The sequence below is a fragment of the Pseudomonas sp. UBA7500 genome (assembly GCF_002478435.1).
In the GTDB taxonomy this organism is placed as follows: Bacteria; Pseudomonadota; Gammaproteobacteria; order Pseudomonadales; family Pseudomonadaceae; genus Aquipseudomonas; species Aquipseudomonas palmensis.
Genome location: NZ_DLNW01000028.1, coordinates 281,721 through 303,432 on the forward strand (window position 1 = coordinate 281,721; position 21,712 = coordinate 303,432).

Annotated in this window: 18 protein-coding genes and 1 riboswitch; of the genes, 15 read left to right on the plus strand and 3 right to left on the minus strand. The window is 63.1% G+C overall.

Annotated elements, in window-relative coordinates; all coding sequences use genetic code 11:
• Positions 1-12: 12 nt before the first annotated feature.
• Positions 13-801, minus strand: coding sequence for a phenylalanine 4-monooxygenase (gene phhA, locus B4I46_RS14505; protein WP_043860279.1), 789 nt, complete (start codon positions 799-801; stop codon positions 13-15).
• A 272-nt stretch (positions 802-1,073) separates the two neighbouring features.
• Between phhA and B4I46_RS14510 the strand changes: the two genes are divergently transcribed.
• Complete coding sequence (locus tag B4I46_RS14510) at positions 1,074-2,633, plus strand: sigma-54-dependent transcriptional regulator (protein ID WP_286900706.1); 1,560 nt, start codon at positions 1,074-1,076, stop codon at positions 2,631-2,633.
• An 87-nt stretch (positions 2,634-2,720) separates the two neighbouring features.
• Here the strand turns inward: B4I46_RS14510 and B4I46_RS14515 are convergent, their stop codons facing one another.
• Positions 2,721-2,981: a DUF2790 domain-containing protein gene (locus B4I46_RS14515; protein ID WP_043860281.1), complete on the minus strand. Its 261-nt coding sequence runs from the start codon at positions 2,979-2,981 to the stop codon at positions 2,721-2,723.
• 414 nt (positions 2,982-3,395) lie between these two features.
• Here B4I46_RS14515 and acs point away from each other — a divergent pair, with 414 nt between their 5' ends.
• From acs to astE, 13 genes are all read left to right on the plus strand, one after another.
• On the plus strand, positions 3,396-5,357 hold the full coding sequence (gene acs, locus B4I46_RS14520) for an acetate--CoA ligase (protein WP_258662373.1): 1,962 nt from the start codon (positions 3,396-3,398) through the stop codon (positions 5,355-5,357).
• Between the two features lie 535 nt (positions 5,358-5,892).
• Entirely contained in the window at positions 5,893-6,675 is a 783-nt protein-coding gene (locus tag B4I46_RS14525) for an ABC transporter substrate-binding protein (RefSeq protein ID WP_043860283.1), read from the plus strand.
• A 90-nt stretch (positions 6,676-6,765) separates the two neighbouring features.
• Positions 6,766-7,455 carry an ABC transporter permease gene (locus B4I46_RS14530; RefSeq protein WP_054916585.1) on the plus strand — a complete coding sequence of 230 codons (690 nt, stop codon included), beginning with the start codon at positions 6,766-6,768 and terminating at the stop codon, positions 7,453-7,455.
• Positions 7,452-8,150, plus strand: coding sequence for an ABC transporter permease (locus B4I46_RS14535; RefSeq protein WP_054916584.1), 699 nt, complete (start codon positions 7,452-7,454; stop codon positions 8,148-8,150). The genes B4I46_RS14530 and B4I46_RS14535 overlap by 4 nt, the downstream gene beginning before the upstream one ends.
• Positions 8,151-8,215: 65 nt before the next feature.
• Complete coding sequence (locus tag B4I46_RS14540) at positions 8,216-8,980, plus strand: ABC transporter ATP-binding protein (RefSeq protein ID WP_043860285.1); 765 nt, start codon at positions 8,216-8,218, stop codon at positions 8,978-8,980.
• A 107-nt stretch (positions 8,981-9,087) separates the two neighbouring features.
• Positions 9,088-10,068, plus strand: a complete 981-nt coding sequence (gene argR, locus B4I46_RS14545; protein ID WP_043860286.1) for a transcriptional regulator ArgR — start codon at positions 9,088-9,090, stop codon at positions 10,066-10,068.
• A 318-nt stretch (positions 10,069-10,386) separates the two neighbouring features.
• Positions 10,387-11,607, plus strand: coding sequence for an aspartate aminotransferase family protein (locus B4I46_RS14550; RefSeq protein ID WP_043860287.1), 1,221 nt, complete (start codon positions 10,387-10,389; stop codon positions 11,605-11,607).
• Between the two features lie 128 nt (positions 11,608-11,735).
• Positions 11,736-12,755, plus strand: a complete 1,020-nt coding sequence (aruF, locus tag B4I46_RS14555; RefSeq protein ID WP_043860288.1) for an arginine/ornithine succinyltransferase subunit alpha — start codon at positions 11,736-11,738, stop codon at positions 12,753-12,755.
• A gap of 62 nt (positions 12,756-12,817) precedes the next feature.
• Entirely contained in the window at positions 12,818-13,846 is a 1,029-nt protein-coding gene (gene astA, locus B4I46_RS14560; RefSeq protein ID WP_088514526.1) for an arginine N-succinyltransferase, read from the plus strand.
• Positions 13,843-15,309 carry a succinylglutamate-semialdehyde dehydrogenase gene (gene astD, locus B4I46_RS14565; RefSeq protein WP_173925083.1) on the plus strand — a complete coding sequence of 489 codons (1,467 nt, stop codon included), beginning with the start codon at positions 13,843-13,845 and terminating at the stop codon, positions 15,307-15,309. The genes astA and astD overlap by 4 nt, the downstream gene beginning before the upstream one ends.
• 25 nt (positions 15,310-15,334) lie before the next feature.
• Positions 15,335-16,684 carry an N-succinylarginine dihydrolase gene (astB, locus tag B4I46_RS14570; RefSeq protein WP_043860291.1) on the plus strand — a complete coding sequence of 450 codons (1,350 nt, stop codon included), beginning with the start codon at positions 15,335-15,337 and terminating at the stop codon, positions 16,682-16,684.
• Positions 16,685-16,698: 14 nt separating this feature from the next.
• Entirely contained in the window at positions 16,699-16,989 is a 291-nt protein-coding gene (locus tag B4I46_RS14575) for a hypothetical protein (RefSeq protein ID WP_043860292.1), read from the plus strand.
• 12 nt (positions 16,990-17,001) lie between these two features.
• The gene (gene astE, locus B4I46_RS14580) at positions 17,002-18,012 is read left to right on the plus strand and encodes a succinylglutamate desuccinylase (RefSeq protein WP_043860293.1); all 1,011 of its coding nucleotides are present in this window, start codon (positions 17,002-17,004) and stop codon (positions 18,010-18,012) included.
• 89 nt (positions 18,013-18,101) lie between these two features.
• On the opposite strand, the gene B4I46_RS14585 is transcribed toward astE, so the two are convergent.
• Complete coding sequence (locus B4I46_RS14585; protein WP_286900707.1) at positions 18,102-18,608, minus strand: 6,7-dimethyl-8-ribityllumazine synthase; 507 nt, start codon at positions 18,606-18,608, stop codon at positions 18,102-18,104.
• 93 nt (positions 18,609-18,701) lie between these two features.
• Positions 18,702-18,853: riboswitch (FMN riboswitch) on the minus strand.
• A gap of 213 nt (positions 18,854-19,066) precedes the next feature.
• On the opposite strand from B4I46_RS14585, the gene alaS reads away from it, so the two are divergent.
• A complete protein-coding gene (alaS, locus tag B4I46_RS14590) occupies positions 19,067-21,685 on the plus strand; it encodes an alanine--tRNA ligase (protein ID WP_236177393.1) in 2,619 nt (872 codons plus the stop codon).
• The last annotated feature ends 27 nt before the right edge of the window (positions 21,686-21,712 follow it).

Consider the following 21,712-nt stretch of genomic DNA (forward strand, 5'->3'; position numbering starts at 1 on the left):
GTACAGGGTGGCTCAAGCGGCCACCTTGGGGGGGAATTTGGGGGCGTGCAGGCCCAGCTGCATGGCGCGTTGAACCATGCCCATGATGTCTTCGTGGGCCAGGTCGAACAAGCGCTTGAGCTGCGGCAGGGCGAAGTACACCGGCTGCAGGATATCGATGCGATACGGCGTGCGCATGGCCTCGAGCGGATCGAAGGCCTGGTGTTCCGGTTCGTCGGACAGGCTGTAGACGGTTTCCTTGGGCGAGGAGAGGATGCCGCCGCCGTAGATCCTGCGGCCCTGCGGGGTGTCCACCAGACCGAACTCGATGGTCATCCAGTACAGGCGGGCCAGGTAGACGCGCTGTTCCTTGGTCGCGGCCAGGCCGAGTTTGCCGTAGGTGTGGGTGAATTCGGCAAACCAGGGGTTGGTCAGCAGCGGGCAGTGGCCGAAGATCTCGTGAAAGATGTCGGGCTCTTGCAGATAGTCGAGTTCTTCTTCGGTGCGAATGAAGGTGGCCACCGGAAAGCGCTTGCTGGCCAGCAGTTCGAAGAAGGTCTGGAAGGGGATCAGGGCCGGCACGCGGGCAACTTGCCAGCCGGTGGTGGCGCCCAGTACCTGGTTTATCTCGCTCAGTTGCGGAATGCGGTCATGAGGCAGGTTCAGTTGTTCGATGCCGTCCAGGTACTCCTGGCACGCGCGCCCCTCGATCACCTTCAGCTGGCGGGTGATCAGGGTATTCCACACCGCATGTTCCTGCGGCGGGTAATCGATAAAACCCTGCGCATCGGGCTCGCGGGCCACGTAGTGCGTCTGTTTCATGCTGCTCTCCTGATGAGGGCCTTTATTGTTATAGGGTGGCTTTCGCCATGCCCTAGGAATACCCCCTCACCCTGGTGTTTGCATCCCGTTGCCTCGTGCCCGGCGGGCGGTTCAACCGTATTTTTGTAACGCAGATTTTACGGTGGTGCCGAAGTGCCGAAAAAACGCAGGTGCTGGTAGCTGTGAATCCGCCTTTTTGTAACGTATTCTTTACGAGAATTCATGCCGTTGTGCAGATAGTTGGCCTCGTCTTCTTGTTTGTAGGACCTTTCATGCGTATCAAAGTGCACTGCCAGAACCGCATCGGTATCTTGCGCGACATGCTCAACCTGCTGGTCGAGTACGGGATCAACGTGGCCCGCGGCGAGGTGGGGGGCGAGCATGGCAATGCCATCTACCTGCACTGCCCGAACCTGATCAACCTGCAGTTCCAGGCGCTGCGCCCCAAGTTCGAAGCCATTACCGGCGTGTTCGGGGTCAAGCGGGTGGGCCTGATGCCCAGCGAGCGCCGGCACATGGAGCTCAATGCCTTGCTGGGTGCGCTGGATTTTCCCGTGCTGTCGATCGACATGGGGGGCTCGATCGTCGCGGCCAACCGTTCGGCGGCGCAGTTGCTCGGGGTGCGGGTGGACGAAGTGCCGGGCATTGCATTGTCGCGGTATGCCGAGGATTTCGACCTGCCGGAGTTGGTGCGGGCCAACAAGTCACGCATCAACGGCTTGCGGGTGAAGATCAAAGGCGATGTGTTCCTGGCCGATATCGCACCGCTGCAGTCCGAGCACGATGACAGCGAGGCGCTGGCAGGGGCCGTGCTGACCCTGCACCGGGCTGACCGAATCGGCGAACGCATCTACAACGTGCGCAAGCAGGAGCTGCGTGGGTTCGACAGCATTTTCCAGAGCTCCAGGGTGATGGCGGCGGTGGTGCGCGAGGCACGTCGCATGGCGCCGCTGGATGCGCCACTGCTGATCGAGGGCGAGACCGGTACCGGCAAGGAGCTGCTGGCCCGTGCCTGCCACCTGGCCAGTCCGCGTGGGCAGGCGCCGCTGATGGCGCTCAACTGTGCCGGGCTGCCCGAGTCGATGGCCGAGACCGAGCTGTTCGGCTACGGGCCGGGGGCGTTCGAAGGCGCCCGCGCCGAGGGCAAGCTTGGCCTGCTGGAACTGACCGCGGGCGGCACGCTGTTTCTCGACGGCGTGGGTGAGATGAGCCCGCGCCTGCAGGTGAAGCTGTTGCGCTTTCTGCAGGACGGTTGCTTTCGCCGGGTGGGCAGTGACGAGGAGGTGTACCTGGATGTGCGGGTGATCTGCGCGACCCAGGTGGACTTGTCGGAGTTGTGCGCCCGCGGCGAGTTTCGCCAGGACCTGTATCACCGCCTCAACGTGCTGTCGCTGCACATTCCACCGCTGCGCGAGTGCCTGGACGGCCTGGCGCCGCTGGTGGAGCATTTTCTCGACCAGGCCAGCCGCCAGATCAGCTGCCCGTTGCCGAGCCTGGCACCGGCGGCGATGGAGCGCCTGAGCCAATACCATTGGCCGGGCAACGTGCGGCAACTGGAGAACGTACTGTTCCAGGCGGTTTCATTGTGCGACGGCGGGGTGGTCAAGGCCGAGCATATTCGCCTGCCCGATTATGGCGCGCGCCAACCTTTGGGCGAGTTTTCCCTGGAAGGTGACCTGTCGCAAATAGTCGGTCGTTTCGAAAAAGCCGTACTTGAAAGTTTGCAGGGTGAATTCCCCAGTAGCAGAGCACTGGGTAAACGCCTGGGCGTTTCGCATACCACCATTGCCAACAAGTTGCGTGATTACGCAATCGGCAAAGTTGTGGAGTGACTTTAAAGGCGGGGAAGTTACTGTTTGCAGCGAGGGTGCGCCTCGTCGACACAAGGCCCGAGGCGCAACTACCGTCAGTGTGCTCTATCAGCCGTTGGAGCACCCGTTACCCATGACGCGGTATTCGAGAATGTGCTTCTGGCCTTGGGAGTCCTCGTAGGTCATGCGGGCCGGAACCACTTCGCAGACGTTCGGGACTTCGGTCATGGAAATGACTTTGGCGATGTCCAGATGTTGCGAGTAACTGTATTGTTCAACCGGAATCTGCTCGGCGGAAACATCTGCAACTTCAGCCGCCATGGCCGATGCGCAAAAACTACCGAGTGCCAATACCAGTAAAGCTTTCATCTTCAAGTTACCTGTCTAAGGTCGTAAGGGGTCACGCTGCGCTTGTGGCGCGGCGTGTGCAGCAAGTTGAAACTTTCAGGGTTATCGCGGGATTAACATGCCTTCGTGGGGGCTGTTACCAGTTAATTCGCGTTGCCGTTGCTGGCGAGGTGAATTCTAGGAGTGTGGCGGGCCCCGAAACAGAGCCCGTTTTGATAAACACTGTTGGCGGAAACTGTAACAATCAGTTGAAATTTCACCTCGGGATTTATTTTTCTATCTGTTGCCGCGCTGGAACGCCCGTGCCAGAGCGGTCGGCGCGCAGTGTTGGACCAAATGCAGGTCCCGTTACTACCAACGTCGAATGGCCCTTGGCGCTCTGGTACAGTTAAAACGAGGTCATACAAAAACAACTATTACACCGAGGTAACAAAGATGAGTGCGGCTCCCCTGTATCCCGTGCGTCCCGAGGTTGCGGCCAACACGCTGACCGACGAGGCGACCTACAAGGCCATGTACCAGCAGTCGGTGATCAACCCTGACGGCTTCTGGCGCGAGCAAGCTCAGCGCCTCGAGTGGATCAAGCCCTTCACCAAGGTCAAGCAGACCTCGTTCGACGACCACCATGTCGACATCAAGTGGTTTGCCGACGGCACTCTGAACGTTTCCTACAACTGCCTGGACCGTCACCTGGCCGAGCGTGGCGATCAGCTGGCGATCATCTGGGAAGGCGACGACCCTTCCGAGCACCGCAACATCACCTATCGCGAACTGCACGAGCAGGTCTGCAAGTTCGCCAACGCCCTGCGTGGCCAGGACGTGCACCGCGGCGACGTGGTGACCATCTACATGCCGATGATTCCCGAAGCCGTGGTCGCCATGCTGGCGTGCGCGCGTATCGGCGCGATCCACTCGGTGGTGTTCGGCGGCTTCTCGCCCGAGGCGCTGGCCGGGCGCATCATCGACTGCAAGTCCAAGGTCGTGATCACCGCCGACGAAGGGCTGCGTGGCGGGCGTCGTACCGCACTCAAGGCCAACGTTGACCTGGCGCTGACCAACCCGGAAACCGCCAGCGTGCAGAAGATCATCGTGTGCAAGCGCACCGGTGGCGACATTGCCTGGCACCAGCACCGCGACATCTGGTACGAAGACCTGATGAAAGTGGCTTCTGCCCACTGCGCGCCGAAAGAGATGGGCGCCGAAGAAGCGCTGTTCATCCTCTATACCTCCGGCTCCACCGGCAAGCCCAAGGGCGTGCTGCACACCACTGGCGGCTACCTGGTGTACGCCTCGCTGACCCATGAGCGCGTGTTCGACTATCGCCCTGGTGACGTGTACTGGTGCACCGCCGACGTGGGCTGGGTAACCGGTCACAGCTACATCGTCTATGGCCCGCTGGCCAACGGCGCCACCACCCTGCTGTTCGAAGGCGTGCCGAACTACCCGGACATCACCCGTGTGGCGAAGATCGTCGACAAGCACAAGGTCAACATCCTCTACACCGCGCCCACCGCCATTCGCGCGATGATGGCCGAAGGTCAGGCGGCCATGAAGGATGCCGACGGTTCGAGCCTGCGCCTGCTGGGCTCGGTGGGCGAGCCGATCAACCCTGAAGCCTGGAGCTGGTACCACACCACCGTGGGCAAGGAGCGTTGCCCGATCGTCGACACCTGGTGGCAGACCGAGACCGGCGGCATCCTGATCAGCCCGCTGCCGGGCGCCACTGCGCTCAAGCCGGGCTCGGCCACCCGTCCGTTCTTCGGCGTGGTGCCGGCGCTGGTGGACAACCTGGGCAACCTGATCGACGGCGCCGCCGAGGGCAACCTGGTGATCCTCGATTCGTGGCCGGGCCAGTCGCGTTCGCTGTACGGCGATCACGACCGTTTCGTCGACACCTACTTCAAGACCTTCCGCGGCATGTACTTCACCGGTGACGGCGCGCGCCGCGACGAAGACGGCTACTACTGGATCACCGGCCGGGTCGACGACGTACTCAACGTCTCGGGCCACCGCATGGGGACCGCCGAGATCGAGAGCGCCATGGTTGCGCACCCGAAGGTCGCCGAGGCGGCGGTCGTCGGTGTGCCGCATGATCTGAAGGGGCAGGGCATCTATGTCTACGTCACGCTCAACGGTGGCGAGGAGCCGAGCGAAGCATTGCGTCTGGAGCTGAAGAACTGGGTGCGCAAGGAGATCGGGCCGATCGCCTCGCCAGACGTGATCCAGTGGGCGCCAGGGCTGCCTAAAACCCGCTCGGGCAAGATCATGCGCCGTATCCTGCGCAAGATCGCCACGGCCGAGTACGACGGCCTGGGCGACATCTCGACGCTGGCCGACCCGGGTGTGGTGCAGCACCTGATCGACACGCACAAGTCGATGAACCTGGCGTCGGCCTGAGTCATCGCCGGCAGGCCGGCCCTTGTAGGGGTCGGCCTGCCGGCGATAGGGCCGGTTGGCTGTCAGCACAAAGCCCCGCACTGCGGGGCTTTTTCATGCCTGTTACGCCGACTTTCATCGGTAACCTTTTCTGTCACCGGTTTCGCACACAAACGGGGCATTGGGAAACGCCGCCGCCCGATCCGGGCGCATCCACCACGCCAATTTTGCATGGCTGCCACGCTGCACTTGCCGGATTACAAGGCTTTGCCAATAATGGGCGCGGTTATTGCTTGATTGATAGGTTATTTGTCTCTCGCTTTTGCATATTCCGCGAAAGCTGTCAATATCTCCGGCCCTGACTTCCGGCGCTTCTGTAACTAGTTGTCGCATTGAAGAAATATCGGGTTCGGAGCTGTCGCTAAAATGCCAATCACTCGCTCGTGATGCCTCGACCCTGTTTCGTCGAGCCCTGCGCAGCTCGCGTTGTACCCATTCGCAACGTCGACGGCCAATCGGCCTGTCACGTATTGCCCTTTACCGATGGAGTTCCCAGATGAAGAAACTCGCACTGCTTGGCGCCCTGGCGCTGTCCGTGTTTTCCCTGGCATCGCTGGCTGATGAAAAACCACTGAAGATCGGCATCGAGGCCGCCTACCCACCGTTCGCTTCCAAGGCGCCGGACGGCAGCATCGTGGGCTTCGACTACGACATCGGCAACGCGCTGTGTGCAGAGATGAAGGTCAAGTGCGTTTGGGTCGAGCAGGAGTTCGACGGCCTGATCCCGGCGCTCAAGGTGCGCAAGATCGACGCCATCCTGTCGTCCATGTCGATCACCGATGATCGCAAGAAGTCCGTGGACTTCACCAAGCGCTACTACCTCACGCCGGCCCGCCTGGTGATGAAGGACGGTACCACCGTCAGCGACAGCCTGGACGAACTCAAGGGCAAGAAGATCGGCGTTCAGCGTGGCTCGATCCACGACCGTTTCGCCAAGGAAGTGCTGGCCCCCAAAGGCGCCACCATCGTTCCCTACGGCACCCAGAACGAAATCTACCTGGACGTTGCCGCCGGTCGTCTGGATGGCACCGTGGCCGATGCGACCCTGCTCGAAGACGGCTTCCTCAAGACCGACGCCGGCAAGGGCTATGCATTCGTAGGCCCGTCCTTCACCGACGCCAAGTACTTCGGTGACGGTATCGGTATCGCCGTGCGCAAGGGCGACGCCCTGAAGGACAAGATCAACACCGCCATCGACGGCATCCGTGCCAATGGCGAGTACAAGAAGATCCAGGACAAGTACTTCAACTTCGACATCTACGGCCCTGACGCGCAGTAATCCGTCGACGTTTCACCTGTTCAATGGTGCAAGCAGCAGAAGCGCTGAGGTTTGCACCATTTTTTCATCCCTAAGGTCGAGGACCTCAACATGTTGAAAGGCTACGGGGCAGTCATCCTCGATGGAGCATGGCTGACGCTACAGCTCGCCTTGTCGTCCATGGCCCTGGCCATCGTACTGGGCCTGATCGGCGTGGCGCTGCGGCTGTCGCCGGTGCGCTGGCTGGCCTGGCTGGGCGACCTGTACGCCACGGTGATCCGCGGGATCCCCGACCTGGTGCTGATCCTGCTGATCTTCTACGGCGGTCAGGACCTGCTCAACCGCGTCGCACCCTTGCTCGGTTTCGACGATTACATCGACCTCAATCCGCTGATGGCGGGTATCGGTACCCTGGGCTTCATCTTTGGTGCATACCTGTCCGAAACCTTCCGCGGCGCTTTCATGGCCATCCCCAAGGGGCAGGCCGAAGCCGGCATGGCCTATGGCATGAGCGGCCTGCAGATCTTCTTCCGGGTGCTGGTGCCGCAGATGATTCGCCTGGCGATCCCTGGCTTCACCAACAACTGGCTGGTACTGACCAAGGCCACCGCACTGATTTCGGTGGTGGGCCTGCAAGACATGATGTTCAAGGCCAAGCAGGCGGCGGACGCGACCCGCGAGCCGTTCACGTTCTTCCTGGCGGTCGCGGCGTTGTACCTGGTGATCACCAGCGTCTCGTTGCTGGCCCTGCGTTACCTCGAGAAACGCTACTCGGTTGGCGTAAAGGCGGCTGATCTATGATTTTCGATTACAACGTCATCTGGGAAGCCATGCCGCTGTACCTGAGCGGCATGCTGACCACGCTCAAGCTGCTGGCGCTGTCGTTGCTGTTCGGCCTGCTGGTGGCAGTGCCGCTGGGCCTGATGCGGGTGTCCAAGCAGCCGCTGGTGAACATGAGCGCCTGGCTCTACACCTACGTGATTCGTGGCACGCCGATGCTGGTACAGCTGTTTCTGATCTATTACGGGCTGGCCCAGTTCGAGGCGGTGCGCGAGAGCTTCCTGTGGCCGTGGCTGTCCAGTGCGACCTTCTGTGCGTGCCTGGCCTTTGCCATCAATACCAGTGCCTACACCGCCGAGATCATCGCCGGCAGCCTCAAGGCCACGCCCCACGGCGAGATCGAGGCGGCCAAGGCGATGGGCATGTCGCGGGTCAAGATGTACCGCCGCATCCTGCTGCCCTCGGCCCTGCGCCGGGCACTGCCGCAATACAGCAATGAAGTGATCATGATGCTGCAGACCACCAGCCTGGCGTCGATCGTGACCCTGATCGACATCACCGGTGCGGCGCGCACGGTCAATGCCCAGTACTACCTGCCGTTCGAGGCGTACATCACCGCCGGTGTGTTCTACCTGTGCCTGACCTTCATTCTGGTGCGCCTGTTCAAGCTGGCTGAACGCCGCTGGCTCGGCTACCTGGCGCCGCGCAAGGGCTGAGCCCGGCGGCAACTTTTTCGCCCCGGGCGCAGGCCCGGGACTGACGCTTTGTGAGAACCGACAGCATGTACAAACTCGAAGTCCAAGACCTGCACAAACGCTATGGCAGTCACGAAGTGCTCAAGGGTGTGTCCCTGGCGGCCAAGGCGGGCGATGTGATCAGCATCATCGGCTCCAGCGGCTCGGGCAAGAGCACCTTCCTGCGCTGCATCAACCTGCTCGAGCAGCCGCATGCCGGCAAGATCCTGCTCAACAACGAAGAGTTGAAGCTGGTGGCGAACAAGGACGGCGCGCTGAAGGCGGCCGACCCCAAGCAGTTGCAGCGCATGCGCTCGCGCCTGTCGATGGTGTTCCAGCACTTCAACCTGTGGTCGCACATGACTGCGCTGGAGAACATCATCGAGGCACCGGTTCACGTGCTGGGCATGAGCCGTAAGGACGCGCTGGAAAAGGCCGAGCACTACCTGGCCAAGGTCGGTGTGTCCCATCGCAAGGATGCCTACCCGGGCCATATGTCCGGTGGTGAGCAGCAGCGTGTGGCGATTGCCCGTGCACTGGCGATGGAGCCTGAAGTGATGCTGTTCGACGAGCCGACCTCGGCGCTGGACCCGGAGCTGGTGGGCGATGTGCTCAAGGTGATGCAGGCGCTGGCCCAGGAAGGCCGCACCATGGTGGTGGTGACCCACGAGATGGGCTTCGCCCGCGAGGTGTCCAACCAGCTGGTGTTCCTGCACAAGGGTGTGGTCGAAGAGAGCGGCAACCCGCGTGAAGTGCTGGTCAATCCGCAGTCCGAGCGGTTGCAGCAGTTCCTGTCCGGCAGCCTGAAATAATCGACCGTGCTACAGTTCGAGGCTGCCGCTTTGCACCAGAATAGGGCATGCTGCGCCTCGATCGAGGCTTTTCTCCCAGACTCCTCTCAGGTTTCGGACCTTACCCAATGACCACCCAGCGAATCGGTTTTCTCCTCTGGCCCAGCACCAAGGCCTTGACCCTGGCGCTGGCCGAAGAAGTTTTGCGGGTGGCCCAGAAGGTGCACCCCGAAGTGGTCTACGAGTTGCTGTTCCTGCAGGCCGAACCTGCGCCGGAGGGCGCCTGGCGCTTGCCTGGCGAAGCCTGGGTGGGGCGGCTGGAAGGTTGCCAGAAGCTGTTTCTGCTGGCCGATGAGCCGCCGCAGGCGGTAGGCGCGGCGCTGGGCAGCGCGCTCAAGCAACTGGTGCGCTCGGGGTGCGTGGTGGGTGGTCTTTCGGCAGGTGTGTATCCGCTGGCCCAGCTGGGCCTGCTGGATGGTTATCGCGCCGCGGTGCACTGGCGCTGGCAGGATGACTTCGCCGAGCGCTTCCCCAAGGTCATCGCCACCAGCCACCTGTTCGACTGGGATCGCGATCGGCTGACCGCGTGTGGTGGCATGTCGGTACTGGACCTGCTGCTGGCCGTGCTGGCCCGTGACCATGGCGCCGAGCTTGCCGGTGCGGTTTCCGAAGAGCTGGTGGTCGAGCGCATTCGCGAGGGGGGCGAGCGTCAGCGCATCCCGCTGCAGAATCGCCTGGGCTCCAGCCATCCGAAGCTGACCCAGGCGGTGCTGCTGATGGAGGCCAATATCGAAGAGCCGTTGACCACCGACGAGATTGCCCAGCATGTGTGCGTATCGCGCCGGCAGCTGGAGCGGATCTTCAAGCAGTACCTCAATCGGGTGCCCAGCCAGTATTACCTGGAGCTGCGCTTGAACAAGGCGCGCCAGATGCTGATGCAGACCAGCAAGTCGATCATCCAGATCGGCCTGTCGTGCGGGTTCTCGTCGGGGCCGCATTTTTCCAGCGCGTACCGCAACTTCTTTGGCGCAACGCCACGCGAAGACCGCAACCAGCGCCGCAGCAACAGCCCGTTCGAGTTGTCGTCGGCGCCTGCCGAGCGCGGCTGATTCGGTAGCGCAGCGCGACCTTCGGCGGCAAACCAGCGCCCGCAGCGTCGAAGGGGGCTGCACCGGCCCGAGGGCGCTGGCTTGCCAGCGAAGAAGCCCCCGCAAATCCGTGCGTGACACAATCTCCCCGCCAGCACCGCGCACCGTTTAAACTGCGCCTTTGCGACCCTATTTGTCGCATTGCCGAAAGCCTTGGCAAAACAGGGTTTGGCGCTATAAGAAGTTGTCGCTTGGCGGCAAGGCCGGGCGTTCATCAGTCCTTACAATCCCCCCATCGCTCGCCAGTTCCAGGCAGGCGTTCCTCTTCAGGAGACTCCGATGTCCGTTGAGCAAGCTCCGGTGCAACGCGCCGATTTCGACCAGGTAATGGTCCCCAACTATGCGCCGGCCGCTTTCATCCCCGTGCGTGGCCAGGGCTCCCGTGTATGGGACCAGGCGGGGCGCGAGCTGATCGATTTCGCTGGCGGCATCGCCGTAAACGTCCTGGGGCACGCCCACCCGGCGCTGGTCGGTGCGCTGACCGAGCAGGCCAACAAGCTGTGGCACGTGTCCAACGTGTTCACCAACGAGCCAGCCCTGCGTCTGGCCCACAAGCTGGTCGACGCCACCTTTGCCGAGCGTGCGTTCTTCTGCAACTCCGGCGCCGAGGCCAACGAGGCCGCCTTCAAGCTGGCCCGTCGTGTCGCCCACGACCGCTTCGGCCCTGAAAAGCACGAGATAATCGCTACCGTGAACAGCTTCCACGGTCGCACCCTGTTCACCGTGAGCGTCGGTGGCCAGCCCAAGTACTCCGACGGCTTCGGCCCTAAGATCACCGGCATCAGCCATGTGCCGTACAACGACCTCGAAGCGCTCAAGGCGCAGATCAGCGACAAGACCTGCGCGGTGGTGATCGAGCCGATCCAGGGCGAGAGCGGCGTGGTGCCGGCCGACAAGGCCTATCTGCAAGGCGCGCGCGAGCTGTGCGACAAGCACAACGCACTGCTGATCTTCGACGAAGTGCAGACCGGCGTCGGCCGTACCGGCGAGCTGTTCGCCTACATGCACTACGGTGTGACCCCCGACATCCTGACCAGCGCCAAGAGCCTGGGCGGCGGTTTCCCGATTGCCGCGATGCTGACCACCGAAGCGCTGGCCAAGCACCTGGCCGTGGGCACCCACGGCACCACCTATGGCGGCAACCCGTTGGGCTGCGCCGTGGCCTCTGCGGTGCTGGATGTGGTCAATACCCCTGAAGTGCTGGCGGGCGTCAAGGCCAAGCACGAGCGCTTCAAGGCGCGCCTGGAGAAGATCGGCCAGCAGTACGGCCTGTTCACCCAGGTCCGCGGCCTGGGCCTGCTGATCGGTTGCGTGTTGTCCGATGCCTGGAAGGGCAAGGCCAAGGACGTGTTCAACGCTGCCGAGAAAGAAGGCCTGATGGTTTTGCAGGCCGGCCCGGACGTGGTGCGTTTCGCCCCCAGCCTGGTGGTGGAAGATGCCGACATCGATGAAGGCCTGGACCGCTTCGAACGCGCTGCCGCTGCACTGACCAAGGCCTGATACCGGCCTGCGGTCCTTCGCTGGCCCCGGTGGCCAGCGAACCGATTCTGGTGGCCCGTGCCCGTGGCACGTGCCGCTTCTTCTTCGCCGGCAGCTGTCGGCCCGATTTTCCCTAAAGGAGTGACACCATGCTGGTGATGCGCCCCGCGCAAATGGCTGACCTGGGTGAAGTGCAGCGTCTGGCCGCGGACAGTCCCATCGGTGTCACGTCCCTGCCGGATGATGCCGGTCGCCTGGGCGACAAGATCGCCGCGTCCGAAACCTCCTTTGCCGCCGAAGTCAGCTTCAATGGCGAGGAGAGCTACTTCTTCGTGCTCGAAGACAGCGAGACCGGCAAGCTGGTCGGCTGTTCGGCCATCGTGGCCTCGGCCGGCTATTCCGAGCCGTTCTACAGTTTTCGCAACGAGACCTTCGTGCACGCCTCGCGCGAGCTGAAGATCCACAACAAGATCCATGTGCTGTCGCAGTGTCACGACCTGACCGGCAACAGCCTGCTGACCAGCTTCTACGTGCTGCCCGAACTGGTGGGCACCGGCTGGGCCGAGCTCAATTCCCGCGGCCGGCTGCTGTTCATGGCAGCGCACCCGGAGCGGTTTGCCGATTCGGTGGTGACCGAGATCGTCGGCTACAGCGACGAGCACGGCGACTCGCCGTTCTGGGATGCCATCGGGCGCAACTTCTTCGACCTCAACTACGCTGCCGCCGAGCGCCTGTGCGGGCTCAAGAGCCGTACATTCCTTGCCGAGCTGATGCCGCATTACCCCATCTATGTGCCCCTGCTGCCGGATGCCGCGCAGGAGGCCATGGGCCAGGTGCACCCGCGCGCGCAGATCACCTTCGACATCCTGATGCGCGAAGGCTTCGAGACCGATCACTACATCGACATCTTCGACGGTGGGCCGACCCTGCATGCGCGGGTGTCCGGCATCCGCTCCATCGCCCAGAGCCGGCTGGTGCCGGTCAAGCTGCAGGAGCAGGCCGTCAAGGGTGGGCGCCCGTACCTGGTATCCAACGGCCAGTTGCAGGATTACCGCGCCGTGATGCTGGAGCTGGACTGGGCCCCTGGCAAGCCAGTGCAGCTGGACCTGGCCGCCGCCGAGGCGCTGGGAGTGGGTGAGGGCGCCAGCGTGCGCCTGGTCGCGGTCTGATTGCCTGGCTACCCCAGGTCGAGTTTCGCAGGGGCCAGCAGGCACCTGCCCGAGGAGATAGCATGATTGTTCGTCCCGTACGCAGCAGCGACCTACCGGCGCTGATCGAGCTGGCGCGCAGCACCGGCACCACCGGCCTGACCACTCTGCCGGCCAACGAAGAGCGCCTGGCCCACCGGGTGGGCTGGGCCGAGAAGACCTTCCGCGGCGAAGCCGAGCGTGGCGATGCCGACTACCTGTTCGTGCTCGAGAACGACGAAGGCGAAGTGGTGGGCATTTCGGCCATCGCCGGTGCCGTTGGGCTGCGTGAACCTTGGTACAACTACCGGGTGGGCCTGACCGTCAGCGCGTCCCAGGAACTGGACATCTACCGCGAGATCCCCACGCTGTTTCTGGCCAACGACCTGACCGGCAACTCCGAGTTGTGCTCCCTGTTTCTGCGCAGCGACTACCGCAGTGGCCTCAATGGTCGTCTGCTGGCCAAGGCTCGCCTGCTGTTCATTGCCGAATTCAGCGAACTGTTCGGCAACAAGATCATTGCCGAAATGCGCGGCATGTCCGACGAGCAGGGCCGTTCGCCCTTCTGGGAGAGCCTGGGCCGACACTTCTTCAAGATGGAGTTCAGCCAGGCCGACTACCTGACCGGGGTCGGCAACAAGGCGTTCATCGCCGAGCTGATGCCCAAGTTCCCGCTGTACACCTGCTTTCTGTCCGAGGCGGCGCGCAATGTGATCGGGCGCGTGCACACCGATACCGAACCGGCGCTGGCCATGCTGCAGAGCGAAGGCTTCAGCTATCAGGGCTACGTCGACATCTTCGACGCGGGCCCGGCGGTCGAGTGCCAGACCGGCAAGATTCGCGCGGTGCACGACAGCCAGGCCCTGGTGCTGGCGATCGGCACGCCGGGCGACGATGCCACCCCTTTCATCATCCACAACCGCAAGCGCGAGGACTGCCGTATCACCGCAGCGCCCGCGCGCTTGGCTGCGGGCACCCTGGTGGTCGACCCGCTGACGGCCAAGCGCCTGCGCCTGAGCGCCGGTGACCAGGTACGTGCGGTGCCACTGTCCGCAGCACGGGAGGCCAAATAATGACCACGCACTACATTGCCGGTACATGGCAGGCCGGCCAGGGCGAGGCCCTGCAGTCGCTGAACCCGGTCAGCCAACAGGTGATCTGGCAGGGCCAGGGCGCCGACGCGGGGCAGGTCGAGGCCGCGGTACAGGCTGCGCGTCAAGCCTTTGCTGGCTGGGCTCGCCAGCCGCTGGAGGCGCGTATCAGCGTGCTCGAAGCCTTTGCCGCGAGCCTCAAGGCCCACGCCGATGAACTGGCCCGCTGCATCGGCGAAGAAACCGGCAAGCCGCTGTGGGAGGCCACCACCGAAGTGACCAGCATGGTCAACAAGGTGGCCATTTCGGTGCAGAGCTACCGCGAACGTACCGGCGAGAAGAGCGGCCCGCTGGCTGACGCCACGGCGGTACTGCGGCACAAGCCCCACGGTGTGGTGGCGGTGTTCGGCCCGTACAACTTCCCGGGCCACCTGCCCAACGGGCATATCGTGCCGGCGCTGCTGGCCGGTAACAGCGTGGTGTTCAAGCCCAGCGAGCTCACGCCGAAAGTGGCCGAGCTGACGCTCAGGTGCTGGATCGAGGCCGGGCTGCCGGCTGGCGTGCTCAACCTGGTGCAGGGGGCGCGGGAAACCGGGGTGGCCCTGGCGGCCAACCCCGGCATCGACGGCCTGTTCTTCACCGGCTCCAGCCGCACCGGCAACCTGCTGCACCAGCAGTTTTCGGGGCGCCCGGACAAGATCCTGGCCCTGGAGATGGGGGGCAACAACCCCCTGGTGGTCGATCAGGTGCAGGACCTGGACGCTGCGGTATACACCATCATCCAGTCGGCCTTCATTTCCGCCGGCCAGCGCTGCACCTGTGCACGCCGCCTGCTGGTACCCCAAGGCGAATGGGGCGACACCCTGCTGGCGCGGCTGGTGGCCGTCAGCCGGAACATTTCGGTGGGCGCGTTCGATCAGCAGCCGGCGCCGTTCATGGGCTCGGTGATCTCCCTGGGGGCAGCCCGCGCGCTGCTCGATGCCCAGGCCCAGTTGCTGGCCAGCGGCGCACAGTCGCTGCTGCCGATGACCCAGCCACAGGCCGATGCGGCGTTGCTGACCCCGGGCATCATCGACGTGACCTCGGTGGCCGAGCGCCCGGACGAGGAGTTCTTCGGGCCGCTGCTGCAGGTTATCCGCTACAGCGATTTCGATGCCGCGATCCGCGAAGCCAACAACACCCAGTACGGCCTGGCCGCAGGGCTGTTGTCCGATTCCGAGGCGCGCTACCAGCAGTTCTGGCTGGAAAGCCGCGCCGGTATCGTCAACTGGAACAAGCAACTGACCGGTGCCGCCAGCAGCGCACCGTTCGGTGGTGTCGGGGCCAGTGGCAATCATCGGGCGAGCGCCTATTACGCGGCCGACTACTGCGCCTACCCGGTGGCGTCGCTGGAGGCATCCAGCCTTGTGCTGCCCGCCACGCTGACGCCCGGCGTCACCCTATAACAACAGCTTCACGGAGCCTTAGCCGATGAAATCATTTGAAGTGAATTTTGATGGCCTGGTGGGGCCGACGCACAACTACGGCGGGCTGTCCTACGGCAACGTTGCTTCGCAGAGCAACAGCCAGCAGGCATCCAACCCGCGTGAAGCGGCGCGCCAGGGCCTGGCGAAGATGAAGGCGCTGATGGAGATGGGCTTTGTGCAGGGCGTACTGGCCCCGCAGGAGCGTCCGGATGTGGCTGCGCTGCGTCGCCTGGGCTTTGGCGGCAGCGATGCGCAGGTCATCGAGCGGGCGGCCAGGGAGGCGATGCCGTTGCTGGTCGCCAGTTGCTCTGCGTCCAGCATGTGGGTGGCCAACGCCGCCACGGTCAGTCCGAGCGCCGATACGGCCGATGGACGCGTGCATTTCACGGCGGCCAACCTGAACTGCAAGTACCACCGCAGTATCGAGCACCCGACCACCAGTCGTGTGCTGGGCGCGATGTTCGCCAATACGCAGCACTTTGCCCACCATGCCGCGTTGCCGGCGGTGGCGCAGTTCGGTGACGAAGGTGCTGCCAACCACACGCGCTTCTGCCGTGCCTATGGCGAACCGGGCGTGGAGTTCTTCGTGTTCGGGCGCAGTGCATTCGATGCGCGCTACCCGGCGCCGCACAAATACCCGGCCCGCCAGACCCTGGAGGCTTCCCAGGCGGTTGCCCGGCTGCATGGCCTGAGTGCCGACGGCGTGGTCTATGCTCAGCAGAACCCTGCCGTGATCGACCAGGGCGTGTTTCACAACGATGTGATCGCGGTGGGCAACGGCGAGGTGCTGTTCTATCACGAGGATGCCTTCCTCGACACCGAAGCGGTGCTGGCCGAGCTGCAGGCTAAACTGGCCGGATGTGGCGGCAAGTTCAAGGCCATCTGCGTGCCGCGGGCCCAGGTGACGGTCGAGGACGCCGTGCGTTCGTATCTGTTCAACAGTCAGTTGCTGTCCCGTGAAGACGGTTCGATGCTGCTGATCGTGCCGGAGGAATGCCGCAACAACGAGCGGGTCTGGGCCTATCTGTCGGCCTTGACCGGCCAGGGCGGGCCGGTGACCGAGGTCAAGGTCTTCGACCTCAAGCAGAGCATGCAGAATGGCGGCGGCCCCGCGTGCCTGCGTTTGCGCGTGGCGCTCAACGAAACGGAACTGGCGGCCGTCAACCCAGGGGTTATCATGACCGCGCCGCTGTACGACACCCTGACCCAATGGGTCGACAGGCACTACCGCGACAGCCTGAGCGAACGCGACCTGGCTGACCCGCAGCTGTTGCTGGAATGTCGCACGGCACTGGATGAGCTGACCCAGATCCTCAAGCTGGGTTCGGTGTATCCGTTCCAACTCCAACCTTGAAAGAGAACTCGATTATGTCCGACGCCCTGCAGCTGATCCTCGAAGATGAAGATGGCACCCAGCTGGAAACTTCCTGCACCCGTTTTGCCGTGCTGTGGCAAGGCAAGGAAGTGTGGATTCAGCAGGATGGCCGCGGCCAGCTGCTGATCGGTGTCGATGTTGAAGAAGGCGACGCCGAGTATGCCAACCTGCTGCTGCGCCCGCTGGCCACCAACCTGGTGAGCCTGCAGCTGGAAATGGAGCCGGCCGATGCTGGCGAAGATGACGACCACGTCCACGGCCCCGATTGCGGGCATCACCACTAAGGAACACCGCCCATGCTCGCCCTCGGCAAACTGCTTGAACTGACCCTTGCCGGTCGTGAACCGGCAGAGAAGACCCAGCTGACTGTCGAAGGCGTGCGCATGCGCTGGCTCGACGAGGGGGCGCTTGAAGTGACCCCGCCCGAGGGGCGTGACAATGGCATGGACCTGCTGCTGTCTGCGGGTATTCATGGCAACGAGACTGCACCGATCGAGTTGCTCGACGAACTCCTGCATGGCATTGCCAGGGGGGAGATCAAGCCGCGGGCGCGTGTGCTGTTCCTGTTCGGCAACCCCGAGGCGATGCGCACGGGCGCGCGGTATATCGAGCACGACGTCAACCGTCTGTTCAACCGGCGTCATGAGCAGTCCAGTGGTGTCGAGGCATTGCGTGCCTGTGCGCTGGAGCGTCTGGCAACGGCCTTTTTTTTCTATAAAGAGGGCCGTACCCGCCTGCACTATGACCTGCACACCGCCATTCGCGGCTCCAAGATCGAGCAGTTTGCGCTGTATCCCTACAAGGAAGGCCGTCAGCACTCGCGTCGGGAACTGGCTCGCTTGCGCGCCGCCGGCATGCAGGCTGTGCTGCTGCAGAGCAAGCCTTCGATCACCTTTACCGCATTCACCTACGAAACCCTGGGGGCCGAAGCGTTCACCCTCGAGCTGGGCAAGGCGCGGCCGTTCGGCCAGAACGGCGAGATCAAACTCGGCAAGCTCGAAGCGCGGCTCAGGGCGATCATCGAGGGTAACGAGCCGGCTGAAGATGAAGGGATCGGCGGGCTGCAACTGTTCAGCGTCGCGCGCGAGATCATCAAGCACAGCGACAGCTTCCACCTGCACCTGCCGGCGGATATCGAGAACTTTTCCGAGCTTTCCAGAGGGTATCTGCTGGCCGAGGACCTGGCCGAGACGCGCTGGGTTGTCGAGGAGGAGGGCGCGCGGATCATTTTCCCGAACCCCAAGGTGAAGAACGGGCTGCGTGCGGGGATGCTGATCGTGCCTGCGTCGGATGAGCAGTTGGTCTGAAGATGAAACACCTTCGCCGGCGAGGCCGGCTGCTACAGGTGTCGTGCATCCCGTAGCAGCCGGCCCTGCCGGCGAAAGGGGCAGTGCAATCAGCCGGCCATCTTCTGCGGTACTTCATTGCGGCGCAGCGAGCGCAGCTTGAGCAGGGTGTCGGCGCAGGTCACTGCCGCTTCGGCGCCCTTGTGCACGAAGTGATCGAAGAAGAACTTCTGGTGCTCGTCGCCGGCATGGAAGTGATGCGGGGTCAGTACCACCGAGAACACCGGCACTTCGGTTTCCAGCTGCACCTGCATCAGGCCGCTGATCACCGACTGGGCGACGAACTCATGGCGGTACAGGCCGCCGTCCACCACCAGGCCTGCAGCCACGATGCCGGCGTAACGGCCGCTGCGGGCCAGCAGCTTGGCGTGCAGCGGGATTTCGAAGGCACCGCCGACTTCATAGAAGTCGATATCGCTCAGATGATAGCCTTGCTTGGCCATCTCTTCGACGAAACCCTTGCGGCTCTGGTCAACAATATCCTTGTGCCAGCAGGCCTGGACGAAGGCGATGCGATCGTTGTGATGGCCTTTGCTGTCGATTGGGGTAGCTTGCATTGAAACGAACTCCTGTTTGTATGAGAAACAGGGCAGTGGATCGAAGGGGATTGTCGTTGCGCAGATGTGCAGACGCAGGCACTCGCGTGCCTATCCCGCTCTCTCTTTATCCGGACTATGACCGTCGGCCCCGGAATCACACCGGGTCTGCTGACCTTGCAGGGTTGCCTGCAAGCGCTCGCGGGCTATGCGCAATGGGCGCAATTACCGCCGGTGGGGAATTGCACCCCGCCCTGAGAACGTGCCGCCAGTGGCTGGCGACGCACACGTTGTAGCATAGATGTCGGCAGAACGTATAGCCTGCTAAGCAAACCGCGCCGGATGAAGGTCATTTCATCCTCAAATGGCGGTTGGCGATGTATAAACTCACTGCACCTCGTGTTAAGGCTCGATATAATGCGGCCCTTTGCCGTCGTTTCGTCAATTTGACGCAGGCCGCCGTTTCCGTGGAAGAACCTATGAAAAGCGCAGAAATCCGTGAAGCCTTCCTTCGCTTCTTCGAAGAGCAGGGCCATACCCGAGTTGCCTCCAGCTCCTTGATCCCGGGCAACGACCCGACCCTGCTGTTCACCAACGCGGGGATGAACCAGTTCAAGGACTGCTTCCTTGGCCAGGAAAAGCGCGCGTACACCCGCGCCACCAGCAGCCAGAAGTGCGTGCGCGCCGGCGGCAAGAACAGCGACCTGGAAAACGTCGGGTATACCGCGCGTCACCATACGTTCTTCGAAATGCTGGGCAACTTCAGTTTCGGCGACTATTTCAAGCGTGATGCCATCACCTACGCCTGGACCTTCCTCACCGGCGTGCTGCAACTGCCCAAGGAAAAGCTCTGGGTCACCGTGTATGCCACCGATGACGAGGCCTACGACATCTGGACCCAGCACATCGGTGTGCCGGCCGAGCGCATGGTGCGCATTGGCGACAACAAGGGCGCGCCCTACGCCTCGGACAACTTCTGGACCATGGGCGATACCGGCCCGTGCGGCCCCTGCACCGAGATCTTCTATGACCACGGCGCCGACATCTGGGGTGGCCCGCCAGGCTCGCCGGAAGAAGACGGTGACCGTTACATCGAGATCTGGAACAACGTCTTCATGCAGTTCAACCGCACTGCCGACGGCGTGCTGCACCCGCTGCCTGCACCGTCGGTGGACACCGGCATGGGCCTGGAGCGCATCAGTGCGGTGATGCAGCATGTGCATTCGAACTATGAAATCGACCTGTTCAAGAACCTGCTGAGCGCGTCGGCTGCCGCCATCGGCTGCAGCAACGAAGACCAGTCGTCGCTCAAGGTAGTGTCGGACCACATTCGTTCGTGCAGCTTCCTGATTGCTGATGGCGTGCTGCCTTCCAACGAAGGCCGTGGCTACGTGCTGCGTCGCATCATTCGTCGCGCCTGCCGTCACGGCAACAAGCTCGGTGCCACCGGCAGCTTCTTCTACAAGATCGTTGCGGCGCTGGTTGCCGAGATGGGCGAGGCGTTCCCAGAACTCAAGCTGCAGCAGGCCAACATCGAGCGCGTGCTCAAGGCCGAGGAAGAGCAGTTTGCCAAGACCCTGGAGCAGGGCCTGAAGATCCTCGAGCAGGACCTGGCCGAACTCAAGGGCAGCGTGGTGCCCGGTGACGTGGTGTTCAAACTGTATGACACCTACGGTTTCCCGATGGACCTGACGGCCGACATCGCCCGTGAGCGCAGCCTGACCATCGACGAAGTCGGTTTCGAGCGCGAGATGGAGGCGCAGCGTGAGCGCGCGCGTTCGGCCAGCGCCTTCGGCCTGGACTACAACACCCTGGTCAAGGTCGATGTGGCCACCGAATTCACCGGTTATGCCACCACCGAAGGCGCTGCCAGCGTCGTTGCACTGTACAAGGACGGCAAGGCCGTCGAGCAGCTGGGTGAAGGCGAGGAGGGTGTGGTGATCCTCGACCGCACGCCGTTCTACGCCGAGTCCGGCGGCCAGGTGGGTGACTGCGGGTACCTGCAGGCCGGTGCCGTCCGCTTCGATGTCCGTGACACCACCAAGACCGGCGGTGCCTTCCTGCACCACGGTGTGGTTGCCAGCGGCAAGCTGAGCGTCGGTGCCCAGGTTGAAACCCGGGTCGATGCGCAGGTTCGTCATGCCACCTCGCTCAATCACTCGGCCACCCACCTGCTGCACGCGGCATTGCGTCAGGTGCTGGGCGAGCACGTACAACAGAAAGGCTCGCTGGTCGACAGCCAGCGCCTGCGTTTTGACTTCAGCCATTTCGAGGCGGTCAAGCCAGAGCAGCTCAAGGCGCTGGAAGACATCGTCAACCGCGAAGTGCGCAACAACACCGAGGTCATGACCGAAGAGACCGACATCGAGACTGCCAAGCAGAAGGGCGCCATGGCGCTGTTCGGCGAGAAGTATGGCGACAGCGTGCGCGTGCTGAGCATGGGCGGTGATTTCTCCGTCGAGCTGTGCGGCGGCATCCATGCCAAGCGCACCGGCGATATCGGTCTGCTCAAGATCATCAGCGAAGGCGGTGTGGCCTCCGGGGTGCGTCGTATCGAAGCGGTCACTGGCGCCGCCGCACTGGCCTACCTGAACGCTGCCGAAGAGCAGCTCAAGGAAGCTGCCCAGCTGGTCAAGGGCAGCCGCGAGAACCTGGTCGACAAGCTGTCGGCGGTGCTCGAGCGCAACCGTCAGCTGGAAAAGCAACTGGAGCAACTGCAGGCCAAGGCCGCCAGTGCTGCCGGCGATGACCTGTCTGCCAGCGCAGTCGACGTCAAGGGCGTCAAGGTGCTGGCCGCGCGTCTGGACGGACAGGACGGCAAAGCCTTGCTGGCCCTGGTCGATCAGTTGAAGAACAAACTCGGCCGCGCAGTGATCCTGCTCGGCAGTGTCCACGAAGAAAAGGTCGTACTGGTCGCAGGCGTGACCAAGGACCTGACCGGCCAACTCAAAGCCGGTGATCTGATGAAGCAAGCCGCTGCAGCGGTGGGCGGCAAAGGCGGTGGTCGTCCGGACATGGCGCAAGGCGGTGGCGTGGATGCCGCAGCGCTGGACGGTGCACTGGCTCTGACCGTGCCATTCGTAGAACAGGGTGTCTGAAGCGCCCGGTGGCCCGCCTTCCGATGG